This is a genomic window from Variovorax sp. 10L426, assembly GCF_056395305.1.
The window spans coordinates 25,558-48,551 of the sequence record NZ_JBFTJF010000029.1; the positions used below are offsets into that span (position 1 = coordinate 25,558).

Below are 22,994 nucleotides of genomic sequence, written 5' to 3' on the forward strand. Positions count from 1 at the left end.
CCCGAGGTGTGCATAGAATCCAAAAAAATTCAAAGCGCTCAGGGAGAAAAAGATGACTCGACGCATCGGCATTGGCTACGTCGTGGCTAGCCGGAGGCTTCAGTTGAAGCTTCAATCATTGATCAGAGTGGTCCCGCGAACTACGCGATTCGCGGCTTCTGTCGGCCCAATCAATTTTGACAATTCACAAAGGCCGTCAATGGGCTCTTGTGCTCGTCGCGTTCTCAGTTTGTTGGCAGGGCTTGCGCTCGGCGCCTGCTCATCCATGGCCAGCACATCCCCTATTCATTCGGAGGAAAAGATCGTGTCCAGTCCAGCCCCTGCAACGGCGCCGCGCCCCGATGCGCCCGAAGTTCTGCGCCGACTGCTTGCGCTGATCGACACCTTGCATCAGCCGCAGGACCTGACGATTGAACGGGTGGCGCAATTCAGCGGCTTCGCCATGATTCCGTATTCGGACAAGCCGAACAACGATGCGTATGGGATATTTCGGCCGCTCACGGAGATGTGGTGGTATGGGTACACCTGGAAGTTGAACAGCGCCACGCACCTCCCAGATCTGGGTTTTGGGTTCTCGGAGGCCGAAAAATATGTGGATCAAGATCCACCGATGACAGGCATTTGCCAACTCGACTTGTCGCAGTTTCACGATGCCCTGCTCAAGATGGAATACCGGCATGTCGGCAACACTCGTCGTGAAAGTGCTGGCAAGCAATACCAGCGCGGATTGGTCGAAATAGACGTCGGAATCGTCGGCGAGAGCAACGAAAGTCTCGAAAAGATTTCGCACGGATGCGTCAACAGAGTCTCCATCGGCTTTCTTGAGAAGTACATGGACCTGGGCGCGATGTGATGAGCGCAATCAGCCCACAGCTCGAGCGAGTGATTCGCGAGGTTGGTGACCCGACATCAGAGGCCTATCGAAATCTGCGCGCTGTCATCGAAGAATCTCCTGTGTTGATGCAGCAGATGAACGAAGCCGTTGCACAAGGTCATCTGAAACATTTCGCGCTGATGCCGGCAACTGAGAACGCCGGAGCAAGCTACAGCCCTGACGCGCAGGCTATCAACCTGAAGCACGGCAATCTGTTGGACCCGAAGCAGCGCGATGTGCTCACCTTCCTCATGGGCCATGAAGTTCGGCATGGCATCAACCGTGAGCGCACCAGACAAGGCCTGGAGCAGTTCGACCAGAACGTCCGGCGTGTGCTGGAAAGCGGTCAACCGCTTCATGACTACAGCGCGGCGCTAGACCAGATGCTGGCGATCAATCGCCGCGATGAAGCCAGCGCGCATATTGCCGGCTGGAACGCGCTGGCCAGCCGAGTGAAGCATCGCCATCCAGAAGCCGGCTTGGACGACATTGGCAAATTGTCGAGAGACGTTGGCTACATCAAGGACTTTCTCGAAAGCAAGGAAATCGACGGACGCGAGCAATTCACTGCGAAGCACGGCTTCATCCTCAACGCTGATCTTTCCATCACACCCGACCCGCGCAACATCGAGGCGGCCGCAAAACATTACTTCGACAAGGCCCCGAAGAATACGCGGCTGGGCCATCAAGGCAACTCCGACTACGCCAATTACTACGCGGCTGCGCTGGTCAGTTCCGTCTGCCAATACGAAATCCTCAATCCGACCTTGGCCGGCAAGGTGCAACTGGACATGGGTGGGCTCGGACTGCAAGAGAAACTGCTTGAGCAAAACGGCATTTCGCTCGGCAGGCCGGCGACGCGCTGCGCGTACCACGACACCCACGCTCCAGAGGTCGCAGGCCACTTCGACCATACGGCTAACAGCCACGAGCACGTCCCGATCCACGGCCTGCCCGCGCCGAGCCAGTTGTCGCCCGCATTGGATCGAGGCGCTCCATTTGTGCAACTCGACCACCCCACGCATCCCGACCACGCGCTATTCGGCCAAGCCCAAGCCGGTGTGCATATGCTCGATGCCAAAGTGGGGCGCACCCCCGATCAGCAAAGCGACCAGTTGGCATCAGCCCTCGTCGCAGCTGCTCGCACACACGGAATGAATCGCATCGACCACGTGGTGCTTAGCACCGATGCTTCGAAGGTGTTTGCTGTCCAAGGAGCGCTGGACTCAGCCCTCAAGCGGATCGCCAGTGTGCCGACCGTGGAAGCCCTCAACACGCCAATCGCGCAAAGCACCCAGGTGTGGCAACAGGCATCTGAGCAAAATCAGCAACAGGCCCAGGATCGCGTCCTGGAGCAACAGCACACCGCCATTCAGCGACAGGCGCCGGTGATGAGGCTTTAGAGGAAGTCGCTTCCGGGCGTCAGCGGCGCATGCCGGTAGGTTGCCGGCGTGCGGCTGAGCTTGACCGGTGACGCGATGCCGCGGTAACCGCCTTCGAGCTCGACCACCATCCCTCGATGCGCCGTATGCGGATGCGTGAGCGCCGCATCCACCGGCAGCACCGGCGCGGCGGGCACGCCAGCAGCCATCAACGTCGGCACCAGCGTGCGGCCGTCGAAATCCGCAAGCGCCGCTTCGAGCTGCTGCTTGAGGCCTTCGCGATGCACCGATCGCTGGCCGGCCGTACTGTAGAGCGGGTCTTCGGCGAGCGCCGGCTGCCCGATGCAGGCGCAGAAGCTCGCGAACTGCCGGTCGTTGCCGACGGCCACGAAGATCGGGTCGGTCTGGGTCGCCAGCGCGTCGTACGGATAGATGTTCGGATGCGCATTGCCCGTGCGTCGCGGCGCCGTGCCATCCATGAACCAGTTGGCTGCGTGCGGATGCAGCAGCGACAGGCCGCTGTCATAGAGCGCTGCTTCCACGAACTGGCCCCGTCCGCTGCGTTGCCGCTCGTTCAGCGCCAGCAGCACGCCGATCACTGCGTTGAGGCCGGTCACCATGTCGACCACCGGCAAGCCGACGCGCAGCGGACCGCCGTCTGCTTCGCCGTTGACGCTCATGATCCCGGTCATGGCCTGCACCGCCGCGTCGTAGCCGGGCAGGGCGCCGAGCGGCCCGTCCGAACCGAAGCCCGACACACGGCACCACACGAGGTGCGGGAAGCGTTGCGACAGCGTGTCGTAGCCGATGCCCCAGCGCTCCATCGTGCCGGTCTTGAAGTTCTCGATCAGCACGTCCGCTTCCGCCACGAGTGCGAGCAGTGCGTCGCGTCCCTCGGGCGAACCCAGGTCGAGGTGTTGGATGCGCTTGTTGCGGTTGAGGCCGTGGTAGTACGAAGCAACACCGTCCTTGAAGGGCGGGCCCCATGTGCGCGTGTCGTCGCCTTGCGGCGGCTCGACCTTGAGCACGTCGGCGCCGTGGTCGCCCAGGATCTGCCCGCAATAGGGGCCGCCGAGAATGCGCGAGATGTCGAGCACGCGAATGCCCGCCAGCGCGCCGGTCGTGGGAGTTGTCGCAGCGGAGGTCATGGTGCGTTCAGTCCAGTTGCGCGCCCGATTGCTTGACGACGGCGGACCACTTGGCCATCTGACCGCCGATGAACTTGCCCAGTTGCTCGGGCGAGTTCGACGGCGCCGGCTCCAGGCCTTGCGAGGCGAACAGTTGCTTGACCTTGGGGGTCGCCAGCACTTCGACAAACGCCTTGTTGAGCTTGGCGACGCGATCGGCCGGCGTTCCGGCCGGCGCGACGATGCCGAAAAACACGCTCACGTCGAAGCCCGGCACGCCTTGCTCGGCCACGGTGGGCAGGTCGGGCAGCGCCTGCGAGCGCGCGGCGGTGGTGACGCCGAGCGCACGCAGCTTGCCGGCTTTGACGTAGGGAAGGGCGGTGAGCACGTCGGTGAAGCTCATGCTCACCTGGCCGCCGAGCAGGTCGTTCAGCGCCGGGCCGGTGCCCTTGTAAGGGATGTGCTGCAGATCGACGCCGGCCATCGCGTTGAACATCACGCCGGCCAGGTGCGACGAGGCCCCATTGCCCGACGACGCATAGCTCAGCTTGCCCGGATTGGCCTTGGCATAGGCCACGAGCTCCTTGACGTTTTTCGCCGGCACGGAGGGGTTGACGACCAGGATGTTCGGCAGATGGCCGACCTGGATCACCGGCGCGAAGCTCTTCACCGGGTCGTAGTTGACCTTGCGGTACAGGCTCGAATTGATGGCCAGCGGCCCTGAGGTGCCGAACAGCAGTGTCTGGCCATCGGGTGCGGCGCGTGCCACGAACTCGGCGCCGATGTTGCCGCCTGCGCCAGCGCGGTTCTCCACGATCATCGGCTGGCCAAGGCGGTCCTTCATTTCAGCGGCGAGGGTGCGCGCCATCGCATCGGTCGGACCGCCCGGCGGGAAGGGCACGACCAGCGTGATGGGTTTGTCCGGGAAGGTGTCGGCATGTGCAGCCGGCAGCAAGGGCAATGCCGCGGCGGCGGTCATGAAGAGGGTCGCAAGAATTCGCATGTGTGTGTCTCCGTCTTTTGTGGGTCGAATGAGGTGTGGCGCGATCAAGCCACTCAGGCCGTGGCGAGCGCTGGCGCTGCGGGGCTGGCCGCCCAGCCGGCCGGGACTGCATCGGGTGTCAGCGGGTCGCGCGGAAGCACGCGATGCAGCAACACTCCTTGCGCCCATTCGACGCGCTGCGCCGAGCCGGAGCGTGAGCCCTCCCAAGCCATCGCGATCGCGCTGCAGGTGTGATACAGGGCGGAGGCGGCCTGGCGGGCGATCGCGTCGCCGCCTTGCTGCGTCGCGGTGGTGGCCAGTGCCGCAGCGCGGGCCAGCGCGTCGCGCAGGGCCGACGCAAAGGCAGGAGCCACCACGGTCTGGTCGAGCAGCGCGGTGAAGTGCTCCTGCAGCGCACTCAGCGAGTCCTCGCGCTTGATCGCGCGAAGCACGTCGAGCGCGACGATGTTGCTGGTGCCTTCCCAGATCGAGCCCAGGTGCGCATCACGCACCAGGCGCGGATCGGCCCATTCCTCGATGTAGCCGCAGCCGCCGCGCACTTCCATGGCGTCGCCCGTCACCTTGCGGGCATCGCGGCAGGCGCGGAACTTGATGAGCGGCGTGAGGATGCGCAGCAGCGGATAGGCGGCCTTGTCGCCCTGGTCCGAACGCGCCAGCGCCAGCGCGGTCTGGAACACCATGGTGCGCGCCTGCTCGGAGGGCAGTCGCAGCTTCAGCAACTGGCGCTGCATCAGCGGCATGTCGGCGAGGCGCTTGCCGAAGGCCCGGCGTTCACTCGCGATGTATTCGGCTTCGGCAACGGCGCGGCGCATCAGCCCGGCGGCGCGCACACCGTTCGACAAGCGCGAGTTGTTGACCATATCGGCCATCTGCACGAAGCCGCGTCCCTGTTCGCCGACGAGATAGGCAACGGCGCCTTCGAGACGAATCTCGCCGCTCGCCATCGAACGCGTGCCGAGCTTGTCCTTGAGGCGGATGATCCGATAGTGGTTGGCGCTGCCGTCGTCGAGCTGACGCGGCAGCAGGAACAGCGAGACGCCCTTCATGCCGGCCGGTCCACCGTCGACGCGCGCCAGCACCATCGCGAAATCGGCGTCGGGGTTGGAACAGAACCACTTGTCCCCGCTGAGGCGCCATTGGCCGGCTTCGTCCTGCCAGGCGCGCGTGACGGTGGCAGCGATGTCGGAGCCGGCTGCCTGCTCGGTCATGAACATGGCGCCCTGCGCCAGCGTGTCGAAGTCCAGCGACTGGAAGCGCGGCAGGAAGCGCGCCACCAGTTCGGGGCTGCCGAACTTCTTGAGCGTGCGCGCCAGCGAGTCGGTCATCGAGACCGGGCAGCACAGGCCGAACTCGGCCTGCACGAAGAGATAGGTCAGGATGTACTTGACCAGTGGCGGCATCTTGCCCTTCCAGCCCAGCGTCTCCTCGCGGTGCGAGATCGCGGCAAGGCCGAATTCGCTCAGCGCGAGGCGTTCCATCTCGACGTAGGCCGGATGCTTGATCACCTTCTGGTCATCGATGCCCGTGCGCGTGCGCAGTTTGAGCGTGGGCGGATTGCGGTCGGCGGTCTGCGCCAGCTCGTCGAGCGGGCCGCCAGCCAGCGCGCCCAGGCGTTCGAAATGCGGCTGCATGTGCCGCGCCAGATCGGGGGGAAGGTACAGCGCGATGAGCTTGTGAAGCTCGCTGTCGGTGGTGAAGAGGTTCTGCCCGTGGCGGTCGGGCACGGGATGGGCGGCGTTCGCTCCGGCTGGGCCGGTTGTCGATGCGGTGCTGGACATGGCTCGTCTCCTTTGTGGCCGGATGTTCGAGCGCCCGACGATTCTTGTCCAATATCAAATAGGTCTTGATTGATCTGGTTTGCCTATCGTGGGAGACTGCGCCGCATGGAACTGCGACATCTGCGCTACTTCGTCGTGCTGGCCGAGGAACTGCATTTCGGCCGCGCCGCGCGGCGGCTTTCGATCTCGCAACCGCCGCTCAGCGTCGCGATCCGGCAGTTGGAGGAGTCGGTCGGTGCCCGCCTGTTCGACCGCAACAGCAAGGAAGTGCGCCTGACGCCGGCTGGCGATGCGCTGCTGGCTTCGGCCCGCGCACTGCTGCGGCAGGCCGAAGAGGCGGCGCTGGAGGCGCGCGACGTTTCGCAAGGCTCGGCGGGACGACTGCGCATCGGCTTCGTCGGCGCGATGCTCTACCGCGGGCTCCCACAGGCCTTGCGCAAGTTCCAGGCAAAGCACCCGGCGGTGCGCGTCACGCTCTCAGAGCTCAATTCGGGCGAACAGATCGCCGAGTTGCTGCATGACCGGCTCGACTTCGGCTTCGTGCATACGAGCCGCATGCCGGCGGAGTTGAAGCATGTGCTGCTGATGTCCGAGCCCTTCGTCGCGTGCCTGCCTGTCGGCCATCGCCTCGCGCGGCGGCGCACCGTGCCCACGGCGAGTCTGCGCGACGAACCTTTCGTGCTGTTCGCGCGCAACGTGTCACCGGACTACCACGAGCGAATCCTCGCCATCTGCGCGGACGCGGGCTTCCGGCCCGAGGTGCGCCATGAAGTGCGTCACTGGCTGTCGGTGGTGTCGCTGGTGTCGCAGGGGATGGGCGTCGCACTGGTGCCGAATGCGCTTCACCACTCGGCGTTGCGCGGCGCAGTCTTCCGACCGCTGGAAGAACAGGGCGCGCACTCGGAGTCGTATTGCGTATGGCGCGATGGGCCGGAGAACGTGGTGGTCCAGGCCTTTCTGCGCACGGTGCAAGCCGGGCGCACGAGTTGACTCAGGCTCTTCCGCCATCGCCTTGCATTGGTCCGGCAGCATCTGGATCTGTCCCTACTAAGGCGGAGGGCGGGATCTCCATCCGAACGGCCAGCTTGCTGCCGAAGGTAGCTTCCGCGACGACCAAGAGACGGGCCTGTGGCGCTCCTGGAGCGTGGATGGCGCGAGCGGTCTTTGCCGGAGTTGACGCTTGACGGTCAGGAGCGGTCGCTCGACCACGCCCTTTGAGATCTTGTTGAAATGACGCAGCGTCATATACGACGTATTTAGCTGCCACGCAACCTCGTTCTTGTGGAGCGTCCACCGAGATGTAGATTGTTACCATGTGTTGCTTTTTGGCCAAAACCTTAGGCAGCAACGCAAACAACAACACAACCTGGTGGAGAAGAGCGAATGAGAGAGTGGAACCTTGCCGTTGGCATTCTGGCCACGGCGGTCTTGGCATCTTGTGGCGGCGGTGGAGGGGGCGGCGGCGGCGGCCTCAATGGCATCGCAGCCATGGCGCCCAAGCCGGCGTTGACCACGACGGTGAAGATCAACGGCCAAGCCGCGACGGCCCAGAGCGCAGATCAGTACGCCGTAAAGCCCGGCGATACGGTGGAGATCACGCCCAGCCAAAGCGTTTCATGGACCAGCAGCAGCTCGCCGGCAGGCATCACCGCGAACGCTCTCGCCAACACGCCCACCCGTTGGAGCGCGCAGTTGGTCAACGAGACCTCTGCGCAGGCCACCTACGCGGTGACGGCCTCGGCGGGCGCCGAAGCGGCAAATACAAAGGCTCTGCAATTCGTGGTGGCGGGCGGCGATTCTCGCAACGGAAGCTACAAGGCCTTCGCCACCAACGGAACGAGGCAGACGCTTGCGCTGAATTTCGATACCAGCGCCTACACCTGGACTGACAGCAACAACGTCGTGCTCGCCGGGACCTTTGCGGCGGATGCCAATGAGGCTGGCACGTATGTCTTCCAGTCAAGCCGTGTCACCACGGTTGCGAACACCGCACGCTTTCACCTCAACCTGGACACCGTCATCGGCGCGTTCCCCTTCGTGGTGACGCAATCGGCAACCGAGTCCTATGCGATCCAATCTTTCGTCGCCTCGCGAGCGCTGGAAATGCAGCAGGCAGCGCTGGACGGCGTTTACAACCGCTTCGGCATCGACGTAGGCCCGACTACGCAGACCTCCGACATTTCCCAGTTCCAGATATCTGGAGGTGGAACAACCCTGGTTCGCTGCGCAGACATCAACATCTCCCGAATCGACATCTGTCCACCCGCGAATCTGCAAACCTGGCAAATCTCCCCGGGCAGCGTGAGCGGCATGTGGACCATGGCTGAGGTGGCATCGCCATCGAACACCGCCAACATCGCTCTGGCGCGAATCGGCAACCAGAAGATCTTCCTGATTGCCGGGAAGTCCGCGAGCGATCCACACACTGCCGTCTTCCGTATCGGCGTGCCCGAGGGAACGGCTTGGCCTGCAGGCATCGGCTACGGCACGGCCACGCCGGGCTCGTGGGGCCGCGTCGAGGTCGCGGCCAACAATACGTCGACGCGCAGTGGCGTCGCGACCGACGGCAGCACAGTGCAGACCTCGAACACCTTCTATTCGATGGCGCCGAGCCAGCCGAATGGAATGCGCTTGTTGCCCAATATGAGCACCGGCGCGACCTACTTTGCTATGCAGGGCGCGAATATCTTCGCCATCATCGGTGCCAACGATCCTGCGCATGGCACCAATGGGTACTTGCAAATCAGCTTGATGAACTGAGACCGCGTGCGGCGCACGGTGATCGACGAGCGCCGCACCAGATCACTTGGCGCTACTGAATCGGAAGTCCGCGTCGCGGCACGCTCGCGAACTAATTCAGAATAGATGACTTAGGACAACACAAACAGGCAACGTTGTCGCGTTCTCGGCTCTTTCGTGGCCCTCGTCCCCGTCGCCGGATTCTTGTCCGGGTGCGCAACGCCCGGTGACACGACCCTCTATCTCGACAAGGGATGTCCCGTATTTGTCGACTTCCCAAAGCAGCCTGACCGATCCGGGATATCGATGGGACCGACCATGATCGGTGGGTTTGTCGGCGGCGCCATAGAGGAGTACAGAGGCGACGTCTACAAGCGAGGGCAGGATTTCCTGAGCAAGTTGCCCCAGAGAGGCGAATTGACTTCGCGGCCTTGTTTCGGGAGGAATTCCTGGAAAGCTTCGCCCGCGGAGGCGGCGTGTTGGCAGCCAACGCTGCCCCGGACACCGTCACCATTGGCTTTACGAGTCTTGCAGTCGTCTATGCGGCGCCCGATGCCATGAGCAGCTACCGGCCCATCGCCATAGTCATGGTGACCGCATCCAACGATCGCCGCGAAGTCACAAAGGGCTATGGCAGGCTGATAGCGGGCCGCAACCCTAAGGCTCCCACGTTCCCAACGTTGGCGTCGCTGCTTGAGCAGCCTGATGTGGTCATGGAGAACTTGAAAATGTCCACCATCGATATGGCGCATCAGGCGGCGACAAGGGTCGTGACCGCCCAACGCAGCTAATTCAGTCAACTTCAGCGGCGCACTACGTCCGCATCGGTGCCCAGTTGACGTGCCGGTCGAAGGTCCGCTTTCGCCAGGTCGCTACTTCCATTTAGGGCCCACACCAGCCGCTCTGCGGACAGAGTGCGCGCATCTCTAGACACTCGGTCTTGTCGGAAGTCCTCCGACATCAACCCGAAATTCTTGACGCGGATTGGCGACGGCAAGGCGTGCAAGTGCGCGTCGTACCTTGCGCGGTCGCTCCTACGAGATGGCTGCTGCAGCAGCCCGTGGCTATACTGCGCCGGTCACGTCAAAAAGAGGCGTGATCGGGTGTGGAAGCCCGTGTAACCCGCTGCGACGCAAGCCGCAGTTCTCCGCAGAGGGTCTGCGGCTTCGCTGTTCGTGCCACCATTTTTAGGCGGCTCGGGCGGGGAGCCGAAAGGCTCGCCGGTTCGCGCAAGCGGGTTCCCGGTCTTCCACACCCGTTCGAGCCGCCGCCCCATGTGGAAGTGGGTACGTCGGCCATACCAATCCGAACCCGCAGGGAGGCCATCCATGGCTAAATCCAATCGCGCATCCGCGTCATCGCTGCGCAAGGCGTCGTTATCTGCTGTGCAGCTCGACGACGATTTCTGCAACCTCAAGCAAGCCCTTCGCGCCGTCACGTGCCTCGAAGGCCTGCTGACGCCGATCTACCTGACGCCACCCCACGAGCAGTTCAGCATCGAGCCCGGCGACCTGCGCGCGCTGGTCGCGGTAATCAATGCCGAACTGGTCCGCTGCGCCGAGCCCGTCGACGCTTCCATTCGTTCGCTGCGCAAGGCCCTCAAGCACAAGGTGCACTGAGCGGGGCTCGGGTCAGGCGTAGAGCGGCTCTTCCGCCATCGACTCGCACTGGTCCTGCAGCATCTGGATCTGCCCCTTCCAGTAGTCGCTGGTGCCGAACCATGGGAAGTTGATCGGGAAGATCGGGTCTTCCCACCGCCGCGCGAGCCATGCGCTGTAGTGGATGAGCCGCAGCGTGCGCAGCGGCTCGATCAGCGCCAGCTCGCGCCGGTCGAAATTGCGGAACTGTTCGTAGCCGTCGAGCAGGCCGCTCAATTGGCCCGTGCGCTGCGCGCGGTCGCCCGACAGCAGCATCCACAGATCCTGCACCGCAAAGCCGGTGCGCGCGTCGTCGAGATCGACAAAGTGCGGGCCGCCGTCGGGCCGGTCGGTCGGCGTCCAGAGGATGTTGCCGGGGTGTACATCGCCGTGCAGGCGCAGCTTCTTCAGCGCCGGGTCCGCGGTGCCTCGATCGTCCGACCCCAGGGCGGTGACCGCAATCATCTCGAAGGCCGCGTTGCACGCGGTTTCCCATTCGCGCTGCACGTCGAGCGGCACCATGTCGTGGCCCAGCAGCCAGTCGCGTGATGCGATGCCGAAGGTCTGCAGGTCGAGCGTGGGGCGCGATTCGAAAGGCTTGCGCGCCCCGACGGCGTGGATGCGTGCCAGGAAGCGGCCGACCCATTCCAGCACTTCGAAATCATCGAGTTCCGGCGCGCGGCCGCCGCGGTACGGGCTCACGCTGAAGGCGAAGCCGCCGTGGCGGTGCAACGTCTGGCCGTCGATCGCGATCGGCGCCACCGCGGGCACTTCCGCCGCCGCGAGTTCGAGCGAAAAGCCATGCTCTTCGAGGATGTCGGCTTCGCTCCAGCGCCCCGGCCGGTAGAACTTGACCACCACGGCGCTACGGTCTTCCAGGTACACCTGGTAGACGCGGTTCTCGTAGGAGTTCAGTGCGGTCAGGCGACCGTCGCCGTGCAGGCCGAGCGTTGCCAGCGCGTCGAGCACCACGTCCGGCGTGAGGCTCTCGTAGGGGTGGGCGGAGGCTTTCGCCGCAGACTGGGTCATGCGGCGATTGTCGCCATCTGGCGGCGCCTGCCCTATCTTGACAGCGAAAGAATGTGCCCGACGCGCGGATCGCTTCGCGCCGCGAGCACCTCGGCGTAGGCGGCTTGCACTTCGGCCGCGCCGTCGTGGTGCTCGGTCCGAAGCCATGGCGCCTTCGGGTCCGTCACCCGCTGGGTGAAGGCATGCCATGCCTGCTTCATGCGTTGGCCGAAGGCTTCGGCGCCCCATTCGGTAGTTCGCTTCTTGATCTGGGCCGGCGCGAAAAAGAAGGTCGGGCGTGGGCCCGGCAGATCCTTGCCCGCGCCGGGCGCGGCCCGCTGGTCGACGTGCGTGCTGCCGATCGAGGCGCTGTGCTTGAGTTGGCTGAATCGCGTGTGGATCGCCTGGCGCAGCGCCCCGTTGCCGGCGAAGTCCACGTACACGCATGGCGTGTCTGCGGAAATCTGATCGAGCTCTTCATAGGCCAGCACGCGGTGGTAGCAGCCCAGGCTCTCGCAGAAGGCCTTGTTGGCGGCGGACGTGAGGCCGATCACCTCGATGCCTTCGCGTTGCGACAACTGAAAGGCGGTGCCGTAGGCCGTCTTGCTCGACGCGCTCGACAGCAGCACCGCGCCGGGGCGCGCGCCGAAGAAGTCGTTGTCGTCGAGGAAGTCGTCGATCAACCAGGAGGTGATGAAGAGCGGGCGCAGCAGCGCCTGGATGTCTTCGGTGTCGGCCGTGTAGAGCGGATCGGACTTGCTGCGGAAGTACTGGTTGTAGACCACCGGCAGCGCCGCACGATGGGGCGCAGCGTCGGCAAAGCGCTCGGGCGACACACGCTCCGGCGTCAATACGACGGCGGACGCCATCGGGAAGTAGCCATACAGGCGCTCACCCACCGCGACGCCCGGGTGCAGCGAATGCACGACGGTCGCGAAGCCCCACACGGGAATGCTGCCCCAGCCTTCCTCGCCGGTCGGATAGAACTGCCAGTAGCTCATCGCCTCGCCGAACGCGGCATAGGTGATGTTGTTGGACGTGAGGGCGAAGCGGTCGATGCGCACGCGGACCTGCCCGTCGGCAAGCCGCGCGTCCTCCGCGGTACGCATGCGGGTGGAAGCGAGATCGTCCTTGCGGACCCAAAAGTCGGTCGTGCTCATGAGTCACCTCCTGTTTGCCATGGGCGCGCGGAGACCTTAGCGCAGACCTGCGTCGGTTGCATGAAAAAGACCCGCCCGATCGTCGCGTAGGCGACGCCCGGACGGGCCTTGTCGAAAGCGCTGCTGGGATCAGGTGATCAGGCGATCGACAGTTCCACTTCGACGTTGCCGCGCGTGGCGTTCGAGTATGGGCATACCTGGTGTGCGGTTTCGACCAGCAGCTTCTTCTGTGCGTCGTCGAGGCCCGGCAGCGTGATCGCCAGCTTGACCGCGATGCCATAGGCTGCGCCGTCGTCGATCGGGCCGAGGGAAACGCTGGCATCGATCGCCACGTCGTCCGGCACCTTGACGTTGATCTTCGGCGCCACCGCCCTCATCGCGCCGATGAAGCAGGCCGAGTAGCCGACCGCGAACAGCTGCTCGGGGTTGGTGCCGGGCTTGCCCGATCCGGGCGGGCTGAGCTTGACGTCGAGTGCGCCGTCGCTGGTCTTGCCGGCGCCGTCGCGGCCGCCGATGGTGTGGGCTTGCGCGGTGTAGAGGACCTTGTCGAGTTTCTTGACCATGATGATTCCTTCTGGCTGGTTGGAGAAATGAATGCTTCGACAACGCGAAGCGCGGGAGAAAACCGGAAAACTAGGCGGCCTTGATGCGGTCCCGCAGTTGCTGCACCTGCTGAGTGAGCGAGACCAGGTCGTCGATCGAGCATTGCGAGGCCGCCAGGAGACAGGCCGGCACGCTGGCCGCGCGCACCTTGAGCTTGCGGCCGGCGGCAGTGAGGCTGATGCGCACGCGGCGCTCGTCCTCGACGTCGCGGATGCGCGCCACCATGCCGTTGGCTTCGAGCCGCTTCAACAGAGGGGTCAGCGTGCCGGAGTCGAGCGAGAGCTTTTCGCCGAGTTCCGACACCATGAGGCGGTCGCGCTCCCACAGCACCAGCATGACGAGGTATTGGGGATAGGTCAGCCCGATCTTGTCGAGCAGGGGCTTGTACAGCTTGGTCATCGCCAGCGATGCCGAATAGACCGCGAAGCAGAGCTGGTTGTCCAGACGCAGCATCTCGTCGGCGGAGGGTGCGGAAGTGGCTGGAGTGCGCATGGGCTGAAGTGTAGCTAACAATTCAATTGTGTGCAATTTAAATTGTTGCCGGATGTTCCGGCAAAGAGTCCCAGGGTCAGCGGCCGGAGAAACGCGCCGGCCGGCGCTCGATGAAGGAGCGCACGCCTTCGGCCGCGTCCTCGCTGTTCGACAGTGTCTTCTGCACGGGGATGAAATCCTCCACCGCCGCGAGGGGGCCTTGCTCGATCGCCTTGATGACGTTGAGCCGCGTCGCGACCACCGCCAGCGGGGCCTGTGCCGCGATGCGCTGCGCAATGCGCAGGGCTTCGTCGAGTTCCTGCCCGGCAGGGACCACGCGTTGAACGAAGTTCAGGCGCAGCGCCTCGGCGCTGTCGAACTCGTCGGCGGTCAGCAGGTGCAGCATGGCATTGCCGACACCCGCGCGCTCTGCCATGCGCAGCGTGGCGCCGCCTGTGGCCATGATGCCGCGCTGCACTTCCATCTGCGAGAAGCGGCAGTCGTCGGCCGCGACCACGATGTCGGCACCGAGCATCAACTCGATCCCCACGGTGAAGCAGATGCCCTTGACCGCCACCACCATCGGCTTGGTGCGGCGACGGTAGCCGGGCAATCCGAAGTCGTGTGGCTCCACCAGCCCGGGCGGCACGGCCTTTTCGCCGCGCTTCATGAACTCGGCCACCGCCGGCAAGTCGAGCCCTGCCGTGAAATGATCGCCGAACGCATGCAGCACGCCCACGCGCAGCGAGGGATCATCATCGAGCCGCGTGTAGGCCTCGGCGAGTTGCCGGAACATCGCAGGCGTCCATCCGTTGCGCTTGGCCGGGCGGTTGATGCCGATCAGCAGGACGTGGTCGAGCACCTGCGTGTCGATGCAACCCTCGGGCGGTGGCGTGGTGGGCGTGGCGGTCATTGCGGCGCCCGATCAGTACGTATACACGCCGCGACCGGTCTTGCGGCCCAATTGGCCGGCTGCGACCATTTCCTTCAGCAAGGGGCAGGGGCGGTATTTCGAGTCGCCGAACTGTTCGAGGTAGACCTCCATCACGGCCAGGCAGACGTCGAGGCCGATCATGTCGGCAAGCGCCAGCGGGCCGATGGGCTGGTTGCAGCCCAGCTTCATGCCGGCATCGATGTCTTCCGCCGTGGCGAGGCCGTCGGCCAGCACGAAGAAAGCCTCGTTGATCATCGGCACGAGGATGCGGTTGACCACGAAGCCCGGCGCGTTCTTCACGGTGATCGGCGACTTGCCAAGCCGCTCGGCCAGCGCCTTCACCGAGTCGTGCGTGGCGTCGCTGGTGAGGTAGCCGCGGATGATCTCCACCAGCGCCATCATCGGCACCGGGTTGAAGAAGTGCATGCCGATGAAGCGGTCCGCGCGCGAGGTGGCCGCGGCCAGTTGCGTGATCGAGATCGACGACGTGTTCGACGCGATGATCACTTCGGGCGCCACGAGGGCATCGACCTGCTTGAGGATCTTCAGCTTGAGCTCATGGTTTTCGGTCGCGGCCTCGATCACCAGTTGCGCAGCCTTCAGGTCGTCGTAGTTCGTCGAGCCCTTGATCAGCGCCAGCGCCGCATCCTTCTGCGCGGCGGTGAGCTTGTCCTTCTTGATCAGCCGGTCGAGGCTGCCCGCCACGGTGGCGATGCCTTTGTCCACGGCTGCCTGCGCGACGTCGATCATCACGACATTGACGCCCGCGACCGCGCAAGCCTGCGCAATACCGTTGCCCATCGTTCCCGCGCCAATGATGCCGACTGTCTGGATAGTCATGAGAAATGTTCCTTCAGAGAGAAAAAGAAAAGAGGAAATGAAAAGGGTGCCTGGCCGAGATTGTGAAACAGCGCGCGGACGGCCCCGTTGCCACGTGTGACAACCGGGTGATTTAAAGTGCCGCGTTCACTCCCACAGCCACGAATCCGCACCATGACCACCCTCGGCACCCCCCTTTCTCCCACCGCCACCCGCGTGATGCTGCTCGGCTCCGGCGAGCTCGGCAAGGAAGTCCTGATCGCCCTCCAGCGCCTGGGCGTGGAAACCATCGCTGTCGACCGCTACGAGAACGCCCCCGGCCAGCAGGTGGCCCACCATGCGCGCACCATCACGATGAGCGACCCGGCGCAGCTCAAGGCATTGATCGAAGCCGAGAAGCCGCAACTCGTCGTGCCCGAGATCGAGGCCATCGCCACGCCGATGTTGCAGGAGCTGGAAGATGCCGGCGTGGTGCGCGTGATTCCCACGGCGCGGGCGGCGCGCCTCACGATGGACCGCGAGGGCATCCGCCGCCTGGCCGCCGAGACGCTGGGCGTGCCGACCAGCCCGTACAAGTTCTGCGATTCGCTGGCTGAACTCCAGGCGGCCATCGACGAGGGCATCGGTTATCCCTGCATCGTCAAGCCCGTGATGAGCAGCTCCGGCAAGGGCCAGAGCAAGATCGACGGCCCCGCCGACGTGCAGAAGGCCTGGGACTACGCCATGGCCGGAGGCCGCGTGAGCCACGGGCGGGTGATCGTCGAGGGCTTCATCGACTTCGACTACGAGATCACGCTCCTGACGGTGCGAGCGCTCGATGCCGACGGTGCAGCGCAGACGCACTTCTGCGACCCGATCGGCCATGTGCAGGTGAGCGGCGACTACGTGGAGAGCTGGCAGCCGCACCCGATGGCGCCGGCCGCGCTGAAGAAGGCGCAGGACATCGCCCGCGCCGTGACGTCGGACCTCGGCGGGCAGGGCCTGTTCGGCGTCGAGCTGTTCGTCAAGGGCGACCAGGTGTGGTTCAGCGAGGTCAGCCCCCGCCCGCACGACACCGGCATGGTGACCATGGCGACCCAATGGCAGAACGAGTTCGAACTGCATGCCCGCGCCATCCTGGGCCTGCCGGTCGACGCCACGCTCAAGAGCCCGGGCGCCAGCGCGGTGATCTACGGCGGTGTCGATGCGACCGGCATTGCCTTTGAGGGCGTCGCGGAGGCGCTGGCCGTGCCGGGCACCGATGTCCGGCTCTTCGGCAAGCCGGAAAGCTTCGTCAAGCGCCGCATGGGCGTCGCCCTGGCGCACGCGTCGGACGTCGACACCGCGCGCCGCAACGCCAAGGAAGCCGCCTCGCGCGTCAAGCCCCGCCAAGCCTGATTCACTTCACCTCTCGGAGACCTTCATGCTGCATCCTCAAGCCCAGGCATTCCTCGATCTCCTCGCGAGTAAAGGCGTGCCGCCGACGCATACGCTGACGGTCGCCGACGCGCGCAAGTTCTACCGCGAGCGGCGCGCCATCACCCAGCCCGCGCCGCCCGAGGTCGCCGAAGTGCGGGACGTCAGCGCCGAAGCTCCTGGGATCCCAATCCCGATGCGCCTCTACCGGCCGCTGGGCTCGAAGGCCGGTGCCGTGCTGCCGGTGCTGGTCTACTACCACGGGGGCGGCTGGACCATCGGCGACCTCGACACGCACGACACGCTGTGCCGCGAATTGGCCAACCAGTCCGGCTGTGCGGTGGTCGCGGTGGATTACCGGATGGGGCCGGAGCATCGCTTTCCGGCGGCTGTGGACGACGCGCTCGCCGCCACGCGCTGGGTGCGCAAGGAGGCAGCCGCGCTCGGCGTGGACCCCACTCGCCTCGCGGTGGGCGGTGACAGCGCCGGCGGCAACCTGGCGGCGGTGGTCGCCATCGCGGCGCGCGACGCGGGTGACCTGCCCATCGCCTACCAGCTGCTGATCTATCCCGCGACCGATATGCGGCGCGGCCACCCTTCGCACAGCACTAACGGCCAGGGCTACGTGTTGACCAGCGACACGATCACGTACTTCCATGACCACTACATCACCGACGCGAAGCATGACCTCGACTGGCGCGCCTCGCCGCTGCTGCGCAAGGACCTCCAGGGACTGCCGCCGGCGCTGGTGCTCACCGCGGGCTACGACCCGCTGCGCGATGAGGGTGCGGAATACGCCGAGGCGCTGACGGCAGCCGGCAACTCCGCCGTCTACGTCTGCTTCGAGCGGCAGATCCACGGCTTCATCCTCATGGGCAAGGTGCTCGACGAAGCCAATGCCGCCGTGGCCCTCTGCGCCGCCGAACTGCGCCGCGCACTGCGGCCCTGAGCGCCAAGCCGTCGCTCTTCCGGGCCGGTCGGCCCGGACCTGTCTCGCGCGCGCGTCACCTTCGCGACAGCAAGGGTAAAGCCCGCTTCTGAAGCATTTCAAAGGCCGGTATCTTGTTGTATCAGCCGCCTTCGGTGGCTGTCCCCTCGCGCAAGGAGTCGACCATCGTCTCGTCCGCCCAACGTGCTGAACTGCTCCGCGTCGACGGCGTGACGGTGCGCTTTGGCGGCATCACGGCGCTCGACAAGGTGTCGTTCTCCGTGCCGTCCGGGCACATCGTCGGGCTGATCGGGCCCAACGGCGCCGGCAAGACGACCTTGTTCAATTGCCTTTCGCGGCTTTACGCCTTCAGCGAGGGCGCCATTCTTTTCGAGGGCCGCTCGCTGCTCGCCACGCCGGCCCACGGCATCGCGGCGGCCGGCATCGGCCGCACCTTCCAGAACCTCGCGCTGTTCCGCACCATGACGGTCCGGCAAAACATCCTGCTCGGCGGGCACTGCCGCACGCGCAGCGGCTTCTTCGCGAACGCGCTGCGGTTGCCGTGGGTGCGGCGCGAAGAGCAGGCACTGGAAGCCCACGCCAACGAACTCGTGGAACTGCTCGATCTGCGAAGCGTCGCGTCGACCCGGGTCATGGACCTGTCGTTCGGCACGCAGAAGCGCGTCGAGCTGGCCCGCGCGCTGGCGAGCCGGCCCAAGCTGCTGCTGCTCGACGAGCCCGCGGGTGGGCTGAATCATGAAGAGGTCGGCAACCTGATGGCGCTGCTGCGGCAAGTGCGCGACCGGCTGAAGCTCACCATGCTGCTGGTCGAGCACCACATGAACCTGGTCATGCGCGTGTCGGACCAGGTGGTAGCGCTGGACTTCGGCCGCGTCATCGCCGACGGCTCGCCGGCCGAGGTGCAAGGCAATGCCGAGGTGATCCGCGCCTACCTCGGAGGAGCCGACTGATGGCCGCGCTGCTCGAAGTGCGCGGCATGCACGCCCAGTATGGCCCGAGCCGGGTGCTGCACGGCCTGGATTTCGGCGTCGAGGAGGGCGGCATCACCACCATCCTCGGGGCCAATGGCGCCGGCAAGACGACGACCTTGCGCGCGGTCTGCGGCATGGTCAAGACGCAGGGCGAAATCGTCTTCGCCGCCCAGCGCATCGATGGTCGCGCCACTGAAAGCATCGTCCGCCTCGGCGTGGCCCACGTGCCCGACGGTCGCGGAACCTTCGTCGAACTGAGCGTCGAGGAGAACCTGCGCCTCGGCGCCTACACGCGGCGCGACAAGGCCGACGTGGGCGCGGACTACGAGCGCATCTACGACTACTTCCCGCGCCTGCGGGAACGCCGGCGCCAGCAGGCCGGCACCTTGTCCGGCGGCGAGCAACAGATGCTCGCCGTGTCCCGCGCGTTGATGCTGCGCCCGCGCCTCCTGCTGCTCGACGAGCCTTCGTTCGGCCTCGCGCCGCGCATCGTGCAGGAGCTGTTCGAGATCCTCCAGGAGATCAATCGGCGTGACCGCGTGAGCATGCTGCTGGTGGAGCAGAACGCGGCGCTGGCGCTGCGCCTGGCCGACCAGGCCTACCTCCTGGAAACCGGCCGCGTGGTGATCTCCGGCAGCGCCGAGACGATCCGCAACAACGAGGCCGTGCGGCGCTCGTACCTCGGCTACTAGGCAGCTCGGCCATGAACGTCCTGCTCCACCAAGCGCTCTCGGGCCTCGCCACGGGCGGCATCTATGCGAGCGTGGCGCTGGCCCTCGTCATGATCTACCAGGCCACGCACCTGGTGAACTTCGCGCAGGGCGAACTGGCGATGTTCTCGACCTACATCGCGTGGAGCCTGATTCAGGCCGGCGTGCCCTACTGGGGCGCCTTCTTCATCACGGTGGCGATCGCCTTCGTGCTCGGCGTGCTGATCGAGCGGATCGTCGTCCAGCCGGTCGAGAACGCACCCATCCTCTCGGTGGTGATCGTCTACATCGGCCTGCTGGTGATCCTCAACAGTCTCGCCGGTTGGATCTTCACCTACACGATCAAGCCCTTTCCGAGCCCGTTTCCGGACCGGCCCCTGTTCGGGAACTCCTTCCTCACTGCGCACGAGCTGGGCTCCATCGGTGTCACGCTCGTGGTGCTGGCGCTGGTTTTCGCCTTCTTCCGTTTCACGCCGCTGGGACTGGCGATGCGCGCAGCCGCGCAGAACCCCGTGTCGAGCCGACTGGTGGGCATCCGGGTCGGCTGGATGCTGGCACTGGGCTGGGGCCTCGCCGCGGCCATCGGCGCGATCGCCGGGATCATGGTGGCGCCCAGCGTTTTCCTGGAGCCGAACATGATGTCCGGCATCCTGCTCTACGCCTTTGCCGCGGCGCTGCTGGGCGGCATCGACAGCCCCGGCGGCGCGGTGCTTGGCGGCTTCATCGTCGGCGTGCTGGAGAACCTCGTCGGCGCCGTTCTCGGCACCGAACTGAAGCTGACAGTTGCGCTGGTGCTGATCGTCGGCGTGCTCGTCATCCGGCCTTCGGGCCTGTTCGGCAAGGTCCACGTGACGCGGGTCTGATCCATGACCATCCAAGACCCACCCCAAGACCCACGCGTGCGCGCCCCATCCGGCAAGGTCAAGCTCGCCGGCTTGCTGCTGGTGCTGGTCCTCGCGTGCGTGCTGCCTTTCGTCGTCAGCAACTACCGGGTGTTCCAGTTCACGCTGGCGCTGGTCTATGCCATTGCGCTGCTGGGCCTGAACATGCTCACCGGCTACAACGGCCAGATATCCCTGGGCCACGGTGCGTTCTATGCCATCGGCGCCTACGTTGCGGCGATCCTCATGGACAAGTTCGGCGTGCCTTACTGGCTGACCATTCCCATTGCGGGCGCCGTGTGCCTGCTGGCGGGATTCCTCTTCGGCCTGCCGGCGCTGCGGCTGGAGGGGCTCTACCTGGCCCTGGCGACCTTCGCGCTCGGCGTGGCGATGCCGCAGATCCTCAAGTACAAGCATTTCGAGGCGTGGACAGGCGGCGCGCAAGGCATCGTGATCGTCAAGCCGGAAGCGCCGGAATGGACCGGCCTGACGCAGGACCAGTGGCTCTACTTCGTCGTGCTGTTGTTGCTGGTGGTGCTCTTCGTCTTCGGCTGGAACCTGCTGCGCGGCCGCATCGGGCGGGCCATGGTCGCCGTCCGCGACCAGCCGATCGCAGCGCAGGCGATGGGCGTCAATACGGCCATGGTCAAGTCGATCACTTTCGGCGTCTCCGCGATGTACACCGGCATTTCCGGGGCCCTGGGCGCGATCGTCATCCAGTTCGTCGCGCCGGATTCCTTCAACTTCTTCCTGTCGATCTCGCTCGTGGTGGGCGTCGTGATCGGCGGACTCGCATCGATTCAGGGCGCGATCTACGGCGCGCTGTTCATCCAGTTCATTCCGAACGTCGCCGACCAGATTTCCAAGGCCGCGCCGTGGGCCATCTACGGCGTGTTCCTGATCGTCTTCATGTATGTGATGCCTACCGGTGTGGCCGGGCTGGTGCGGATCGCCATCGGTCGACTGCAGCGCCGGCGCAAACGTTGAGTTGGGGTGTTTTCGTCCGGGTCACGGCCCGCGGGCCGGTCCGATTTGTGTTCGATGACATTGAAGGAGACATCATGAAATTCAGTCCAGACCGTCGCGCCACCTTGCTCGCCGGCGCTGCCGCCGTCGCGCTGGCCGTTGTCGCCGCACCGGCCACCGCGCAGAAGAAGTACGGCCCCGGAGCGTCCGACACCGAGATCAAGCTCGGCCAGACGATGCCCTACAGTGGCCCCGCCTCGGCCTACGGGACCATCGGCAAGCTGGAGCAGGCCTACTTCAAGATGATCAACGACAACGGCGGCATCAACGGCCGGAAGATCAATCTGATCAGCCTCGACGACGGCTACAGCCCGCCCAAGGCGGTGGAGCAGGTGCGCAGGCTGGTCGAGCAGGACGAGGTGCTCGCGCTGTTCCAGACGCTTGGCACGCCGAGCAATTCGGCCATCCACAAGTACGTCAACGCGAAGAAGGTGCCCCACCTGCTGCTGGCCACCGGTGCGACGAAATGGGCCGACCCCAAGAACTTCCCCTGGACCATCGGCTTCAACCTGAGCTACCAGGCCGAAGGCGTGATCTATGCCAAGTACCTGCTCAAGGAAAAGCCCAACGCGAAGATCGCGATCCTCTATCAGAACGACGACTACGGCAAAGACCTGCTCAAGGGTGTCAAGGACGGCCTGGGCCAGAAGGGCGCCAAGATGATCGTGGCCGAGGCCACCTACGAGGTGAGCGACCCGACGGTCGACTCGCAGATCGTCACGCTGCAAGGCTCGGGTGCCGACACCTTCATCGACATCACCACGCCCAAGTTCTCGGCACAGGCCATTCGCAAGGCCTACGACTCGGGATGGAAGCCCCTGCACATCATCAACAACGTGGGCGCGTCGGTGGGCTCGGTGCTGGTGCCGGCCGGGCTCGACAAGTCGACGGGGTTGCTGACCATGCAGTACTACAAGGACCCGAACGACCCGCAGTGGAAGGACGATCCGGCGATGCTCGAATGGCGCGCCTTCATGGGGCGCTACTACAAGGAGGGCGACCCGAAGGATGCCTCGAACCTTTACGCGTATCTGGCCGCGCAGACGATGGTCCAGATACTGAAGCAGTGCGGCGACAACCTGACGCGCGAGAACGTGATGAAGCAGGCCGCCAACATCAAGAACCTGAAGCTTCCGCTGATGCTGCCGGGCATGGCGCTCAACAGTACGCCGACGGACTTCGCCCTGGTCAAGCAAGGGCAGTTGGCGCGCTTCACGGGGACCTTGTGGCAAGGCTTTGGTGAGGTGTTGAGCACGACCGATTGACATTGCCAGCGCGTGTGTCGGCGTCGACGGTGATCGGCTGAGGGAGTGATAGGCTTTCGGGGTCACACATCCGAAGTCAACCAAGAAAGCCTTGACTCGCCTTGCGAGGATTGGGCCGCTGACCCATGCCCATCACAGATGCCAGCAATTTCGTCTTCTTCCAGCTGATCAACGACTACCTCCGCGACGAGATCAATACCTTCCAGTGGAACCTGCTGACGAGCATGGCGCAGTTCGTCGGCGCGATCGGGCTGATTCTGCT

At 65.0% G+C, this 22,994-nt stretch carries 22 protein-coding genes; 13 read left to right on the forward strand and 9 right to left on the reverse strand.

Going from position 1 to position 22,994, the window contains the following annotated elements:
- The first annotated feature begins 304 nt into the window (after positions 1-304).
- Positions 305-853 (forward strand): hypothetical protein, encoded by a 549-nt coding sequence (locus tag AC1DHL_RS27835; RefSeq protein ID WP_478164089.1) that lies wholly within the window; start codon positions 305-307, stop codon positions 851-853.
- The gene (locus AC1DHL_RS27840; RefSeq protein WP_478164090.1) at positions 853-2,277 is read left to right on the forward strand and encodes an XVIPCD domain-containing protein; all 1,425 of its coding nucleotides are present in this window, start codon (positions 853-855) and stop codon (positions 2,275-2,277) included. Before AC1DHL_RS27835 ends, AC1DHL_RS27840 begins: the two co-directional genes overlap by 1 nt.
- Here the strand turns inward: AC1DHL_RS27840 and AC1DHL_RS27845 are convergent.
- The 3 genes from AC1DHL_RS27845 to AC1DHL_RS27855 form a co-directional block, all read right to left on the reverse strand.
- Positions 2,274-3,404, reverse strand: coding sequence for a CaiB/BaiF CoA transferase family protein (locus AC1DHL_RS27845; RefSeq protein WP_478164091.1), 1,131 nt, complete (start codon positions 3,402-3,404; stop codon positions 2,274-2,276). The genes AC1DHL_RS27840 and AC1DHL_RS27845 overlap by 4 nt on opposite strands.
- A gap of 7 nt (positions 3,405-3,411) precedes the next feature.
- Entirely contained in the window at positions 3,412-4,362 is a 951-nt protein-coding gene (locus tag AC1DHL_RS27850; protein WP_478164108.1) for a Bug family tripartite tricarboxylate transporter substrate binding protein, read from the reverse strand.
- Positions 4,363-4,439: 77 nt separating this feature from the next.
- On the reverse strand, positions 4,440-6,164 hold the full coding sequence (locus AC1DHL_RS27855) for an acyl-CoA dehydrogenase family protein (protein ID WP_478164092.1): 1,725 nt from the start codon (positions 6,162-6,164) through the stop codon (positions 4,440-4,442).
- Between the two features lie 105 nt (positions 6,165-6,269).
- On the opposite strand from AC1DHL_RS27855, the gene AC1DHL_RS27860 reads away from it, so the two are divergent.
- The 4 genes from AC1DHL_RS27860 to AC1DHL_RS27875 all read left to right on the forward strand — a co-directional run bounded on the left by AC1DHL_RS27860 (position 6,270) and on the right by AC1DHL_RS27875 (position 10,522).
- Entirely contained in the window at positions 6,270-7,154 is an 885-nt protein-coding gene (locus AC1DHL_RS27860; RefSeq protein WP_478164093.1) for a LysR family transcriptional regulator, read from the forward strand.
- Positions 7,155-7,547: 393 nt separating this feature from the next.
- Complete coding sequence (locus AC1DHL_RS27865) at positions 7,548-8,924, forward strand: hypothetical protein (RefSeq protein WP_478164094.1); 1,377 nt, start codon at positions 7,548-7,550, stop codon at positions 8,922-8,924.
- 455 nt (positions 8,925-9,379) lie between these two features.
- Positions 9,380-9,694 (forward strand): hypothetical protein, encoded by a 315-nt coding sequence (locus AC1DHL_RS27870; protein WP_478164095.1) that lies wholly within the window; start codon positions 9,380-9,382, stop codon positions 9,692-9,694.
- A gap of 537 nt (positions 9,695-10,231) precedes the next feature.
- On the forward strand, positions 10,232-10,522 hold the full coding sequence (locus tag AC1DHL_RS27875) for a hypothetical protein (protein WP_478164096.1): 291 nt from the start codon (positions 10,232-10,234) through the stop codon (positions 10,520-10,522).
- Between the two features lie 12 nt (positions 10,523-10,534).
- Here AC1DHL_RS27875 and AC1DHL_RS27880 read toward each other — a convergent pair whose 3' ends face one another.
- The 6 genes from AC1DHL_RS27880 to AC1DHL_RS27905 all read right to left on the reverse strand — a co-directional run bounded on the left by AC1DHL_RS27880 (position 10,535) and on the right by AC1DHL_RS27905 (position 15,556).
- Complete coding sequence (locus AC1DHL_RS27880) at positions 10,535-11,569, reverse strand: serine/threonine protein kinase (RefSeq protein WP_478164097.1); 1,035 nt, start codon at positions 11,567-11,569, stop codon at positions 10,535-10,537.
- 32 nt (positions 11,570-11,601) lie between these two features.
- Complete coding sequence (locus AC1DHL_RS27885) at positions 11,602-12,708, reverse strand: DUF2855 family protein (protein ID WP_478164098.1); 1,107 nt, start codon at positions 12,706-12,708, stop codon at positions 11,602-11,604.
- Positions 12,709-12,845: 137 nt separating this feature from the next.
- On the reverse strand, positions 12,846-13,271 hold the full coding sequence (locus AC1DHL_RS27890) for an organic hydroperoxide resistance protein (RefSeq protein WP_478098762.1): 426 nt from the start codon (positions 13,269-13,271) through the stop codon (positions 12,846-12,848).
- Positions 13,272-13,341: 70 nt separating this feature from the next.
- Positions 13,342-13,803 (reverse strand): MarR family winged helix-turn-helix transcriptional regulator, encoded by a 462-nt coding sequence (locus AC1DHL_RS27895; RefSeq protein WP_478164099.1) that lies wholly within the window; start codon positions 13,801-13,803, stop codon positions 13,342-13,344.
- A gap of 76 nt (positions 13,804-13,879) precedes the next feature.
- Positions 13,880-14,695: a crotonase/enoyl-CoA hydratase family protein gene (locus AC1DHL_RS27900; protein ID WP_478164100.1), complete on the reverse strand. Its 816-nt coding sequence runs from the start codon at positions 14,693-14,695 to the stop codon at positions 13,880-13,882.
- A 12-nt stretch (positions 14,696-14,707) separates the two neighbouring features.
- Positions 14,708-15,556, reverse strand: coding sequence for a 3-hydroxybutyryl-CoA dehydrogenase (locus tag AC1DHL_RS27905; protein ID WP_478164101.1), 849 nt, complete (start codon positions 15,554-15,556; stop codon positions 14,708-14,710).
- A gap of 153 nt (positions 15,557-15,709) precedes the next feature.
- Between AC1DHL_RS27905 and purT the strand changes: the two genes are divergently transcribed.
- The 7 genes from purT (at position 15,710) to AC1DHL_RS27940 (ending at position 22,732) form a co-directional block, all read left to right on the forward strand.
- Entirely contained in the window at positions 15,710-16,912 is a 1,203-nt protein-coding gene (gene purT / locus AC1DHL_RS27910; RefSeq protein ID WP_478164102.1) for a formate-dependent phosphoribosylglycinamide formyltransferase, read from the forward strand.
- A 25-nt stretch (positions 16,913-16,937) separates the two neighbouring features.
- Positions 16,938-17,879, forward strand: coding sequence for an alpha/beta hydrolase (locus AC1DHL_RS27915; RefSeq protein WP_478164103.1), 942 nt, complete (start codon positions 16,938-16,940; stop codon positions 17,877-17,879).
- A 134-nt stretch (positions 17,880-18,013) separates the two neighbouring features.
- Complete coding sequence (locus AC1DHL_RS27920) at positions 18,014-18,829, forward strand: ABC transporter ATP-binding protein (RefSeq protein WP_478164104.1); 816 nt, start codon at positions 18,014-18,016, stop codon at positions 18,827-18,829.
- On the forward strand, positions 18,829-19,542 hold the full coding sequence (locus AC1DHL_RS27925; protein WP_478164105.1) for an ABC transporter ATP-binding protein: 714 nt from the start codon (positions 18,829-18,831) through the stop codon (positions 19,540-19,542). Before AC1DHL_RS27920 ends, AC1DHL_RS27925 begins: the two co-directional genes overlap by 1 nt.
- 11 nt (positions 19,543-19,553) lie before the next feature.
- The gene (locus AC1DHL_RS27930) at positions 19,554-20,423 is read left to right on the forward strand and encodes a branched-chain amino acid ABC transporter permease (RefSeq protein WP_478105959.1); all 870 of its coding nucleotides are present in this window, start codon (positions 19,554-19,556) and stop codon (positions 20,421-20,423) included.
- 3 nt (positions 20,424-20,426) lie between these two features.
- Positions 20,427-21,428, forward strand: a complete 1,002-nt coding sequence (locus tag AC1DHL_RS27935; RefSeq protein WP_478164106.1) for a branched-chain amino acid ABC transporter permease — start codon at positions 20,427-20,429, stop codon at positions 21,426-21,428.
- Between the two features lie 74 nt (positions 21,429-21,502).
- On the forward strand, positions 21,503-22,732 hold the full coding sequence (locus tag AC1DHL_RS27940; protein WP_478164107.1) for an ABC transporter substrate-binding protein: 1,230 nt from the start codon (positions 21,503-21,505) through the stop codon (positions 22,730-22,732).
- The last annotated feature ends 262 nt before the right edge of the window (positions 22,733-22,994 follow it).

What these genes read in the sequence shown, in the direction of transcription:
- AC1DHL_RS27885 (WP_478164098.1), bottom strand. Translation starts at nt 12,708, where the DNA reads ATGAGCACGACCGACTTTTGGGTCCGCAAGGACGATCTCGCTTCCACC.
- AC1DHL_RS27865 (WP_478164094.1), top strand. Translation starts at nt 7,548, where the DNA reads ATGAGAGAGTGGAACCTTGCCGTTGGCATTCTGGCCACGGCGGTCTTG.
- AC1DHL_RS27930 (WP_478105959.1), top strand. Translation starts at nt 19,554, where the DNA reads ATGAACGTCCTGCTCCACCAAGCGCTCTCGGGCCTCGCCACGGGCGGC.
- purT (WP_478164102.1), top strand. Translation starts at nt 15,710, where the DNA reads ATGACCACCCTCGGCACCCCCCTTTCTCCCACCGCCACCCGCGTGATG.
- AC1DHL_RS27875 (WP_478164096.1), top strand. Translation starts at nt 10,232, where the DNA reads ATGGCTAAATCCAATCGCGCATCCGCGTCATCGCTGCGCAAGGCGTCG.
- AC1DHL_RS27895 (WP_478164099.1), bottom strand. Translation starts at nt 13,803, where the DNA reads ATGCGCACTCCAGCCACTTCCGCACCCTCCGCCGACGAGATGCTGCGT.
- AC1DHL_RS27925 (WP_478164105.1), top strand. Translation starts at nt 18,829, where the DNA reads ATGGCCGCGCTGCTCGAAGTGCGCGGCATGCACGCCCAGTATGGCCCG.
- AC1DHL_RS27915 (WP_478164103.1), top strand. Translation starts at nt 16,938, where the DNA reads ATGCTGCATCCTCAAGCCCAGGCATTCCTCGATCTCCTCGCGAGTAAA.
- AC1DHL_RS27845 (WP_478164091.1), bottom strand. Translation starts at nt 3,404, where the DNA reads ATGACCTCCGCTGCGACAACTCCCACGACCGGCGCGCTGGCGGGCATT.
- AC1DHL_RS27940 (WP_478164107.1), top strand. Translation starts at nt 21,503, where the DNA reads ATGAAATTCAGTCCAGACCGTCGCGCCACCTTGCTCGCCGGCGCTGCC.
- AC1DHL_RS27840 (WP_478164090.1), top strand. Translation starts at nt 853, where the DNA reads ATGAGCGCAATCAGCCCACAGCTCGAGCGAGTGATTCGCGAGGTTGGT.
- AC1DHL_RS27890 (WP_478098762.1), bottom strand. Translation starts at nt 13,271, where the DNA reads ATGGTCAAGAAACTCGACAAGGTCCTCTACACCGCGCAAGCCCACACC.
- AC1DHL_RS27855 (WP_478164092.1), bottom strand. Translation starts at nt 6,164, where the DNA reads ATGTCCAGCACCGCATCGACAACCGGCCCAGCCGGAGCGAACGCCGCC.
- AC1DHL_RS27860 (WP_478164093.1), top strand. Translation starts at nt 6,270, where the DNA reads ATGGAACTGCGACATCTGCGCTACTTCGTCGTGCTGGCCGAGGAACTG.
- AC1DHL_RS27880 (WP_478164097.1), bottom strand. Translation starts at nt 11,569, where the DNA reads ATGACCCAGTCTGCGGCGAAAGCCTCCGCCCACCCCTACGAGAGCCTC.
- AC1DHL_RS27900 (WP_478164100.1), bottom strand. Translation starts at nt 14,695, where the DNA reads ATGACCGCCACGCCCACCACGCCACCGCCCGAGGGTTGCATCGACACG.
- AC1DHL_RS27905 (WP_478164101.1), bottom strand. Translation starts at nt 15,556, where the DNA reads ATGACTATCCAGACAGTCGGCATCATTGGCGCGGGAACGATGGGCAAC.
- AC1DHL_RS27850 (WP_478164108.1), bottom strand. Translation starts at nt 4,362, where the DNA reads ATGACCGCCGCCGCGGCATTGCCCTTGCTGCCGGCTGCACATGCCGAC.
- AC1DHL_RS27935 (WP_478164106.1), top strand. Translation starts at nt 20,427, where the DNA reads ATGACCATCCAAGACCCACCCCAAGACCCACGCGTGCGCGCCCCATCC.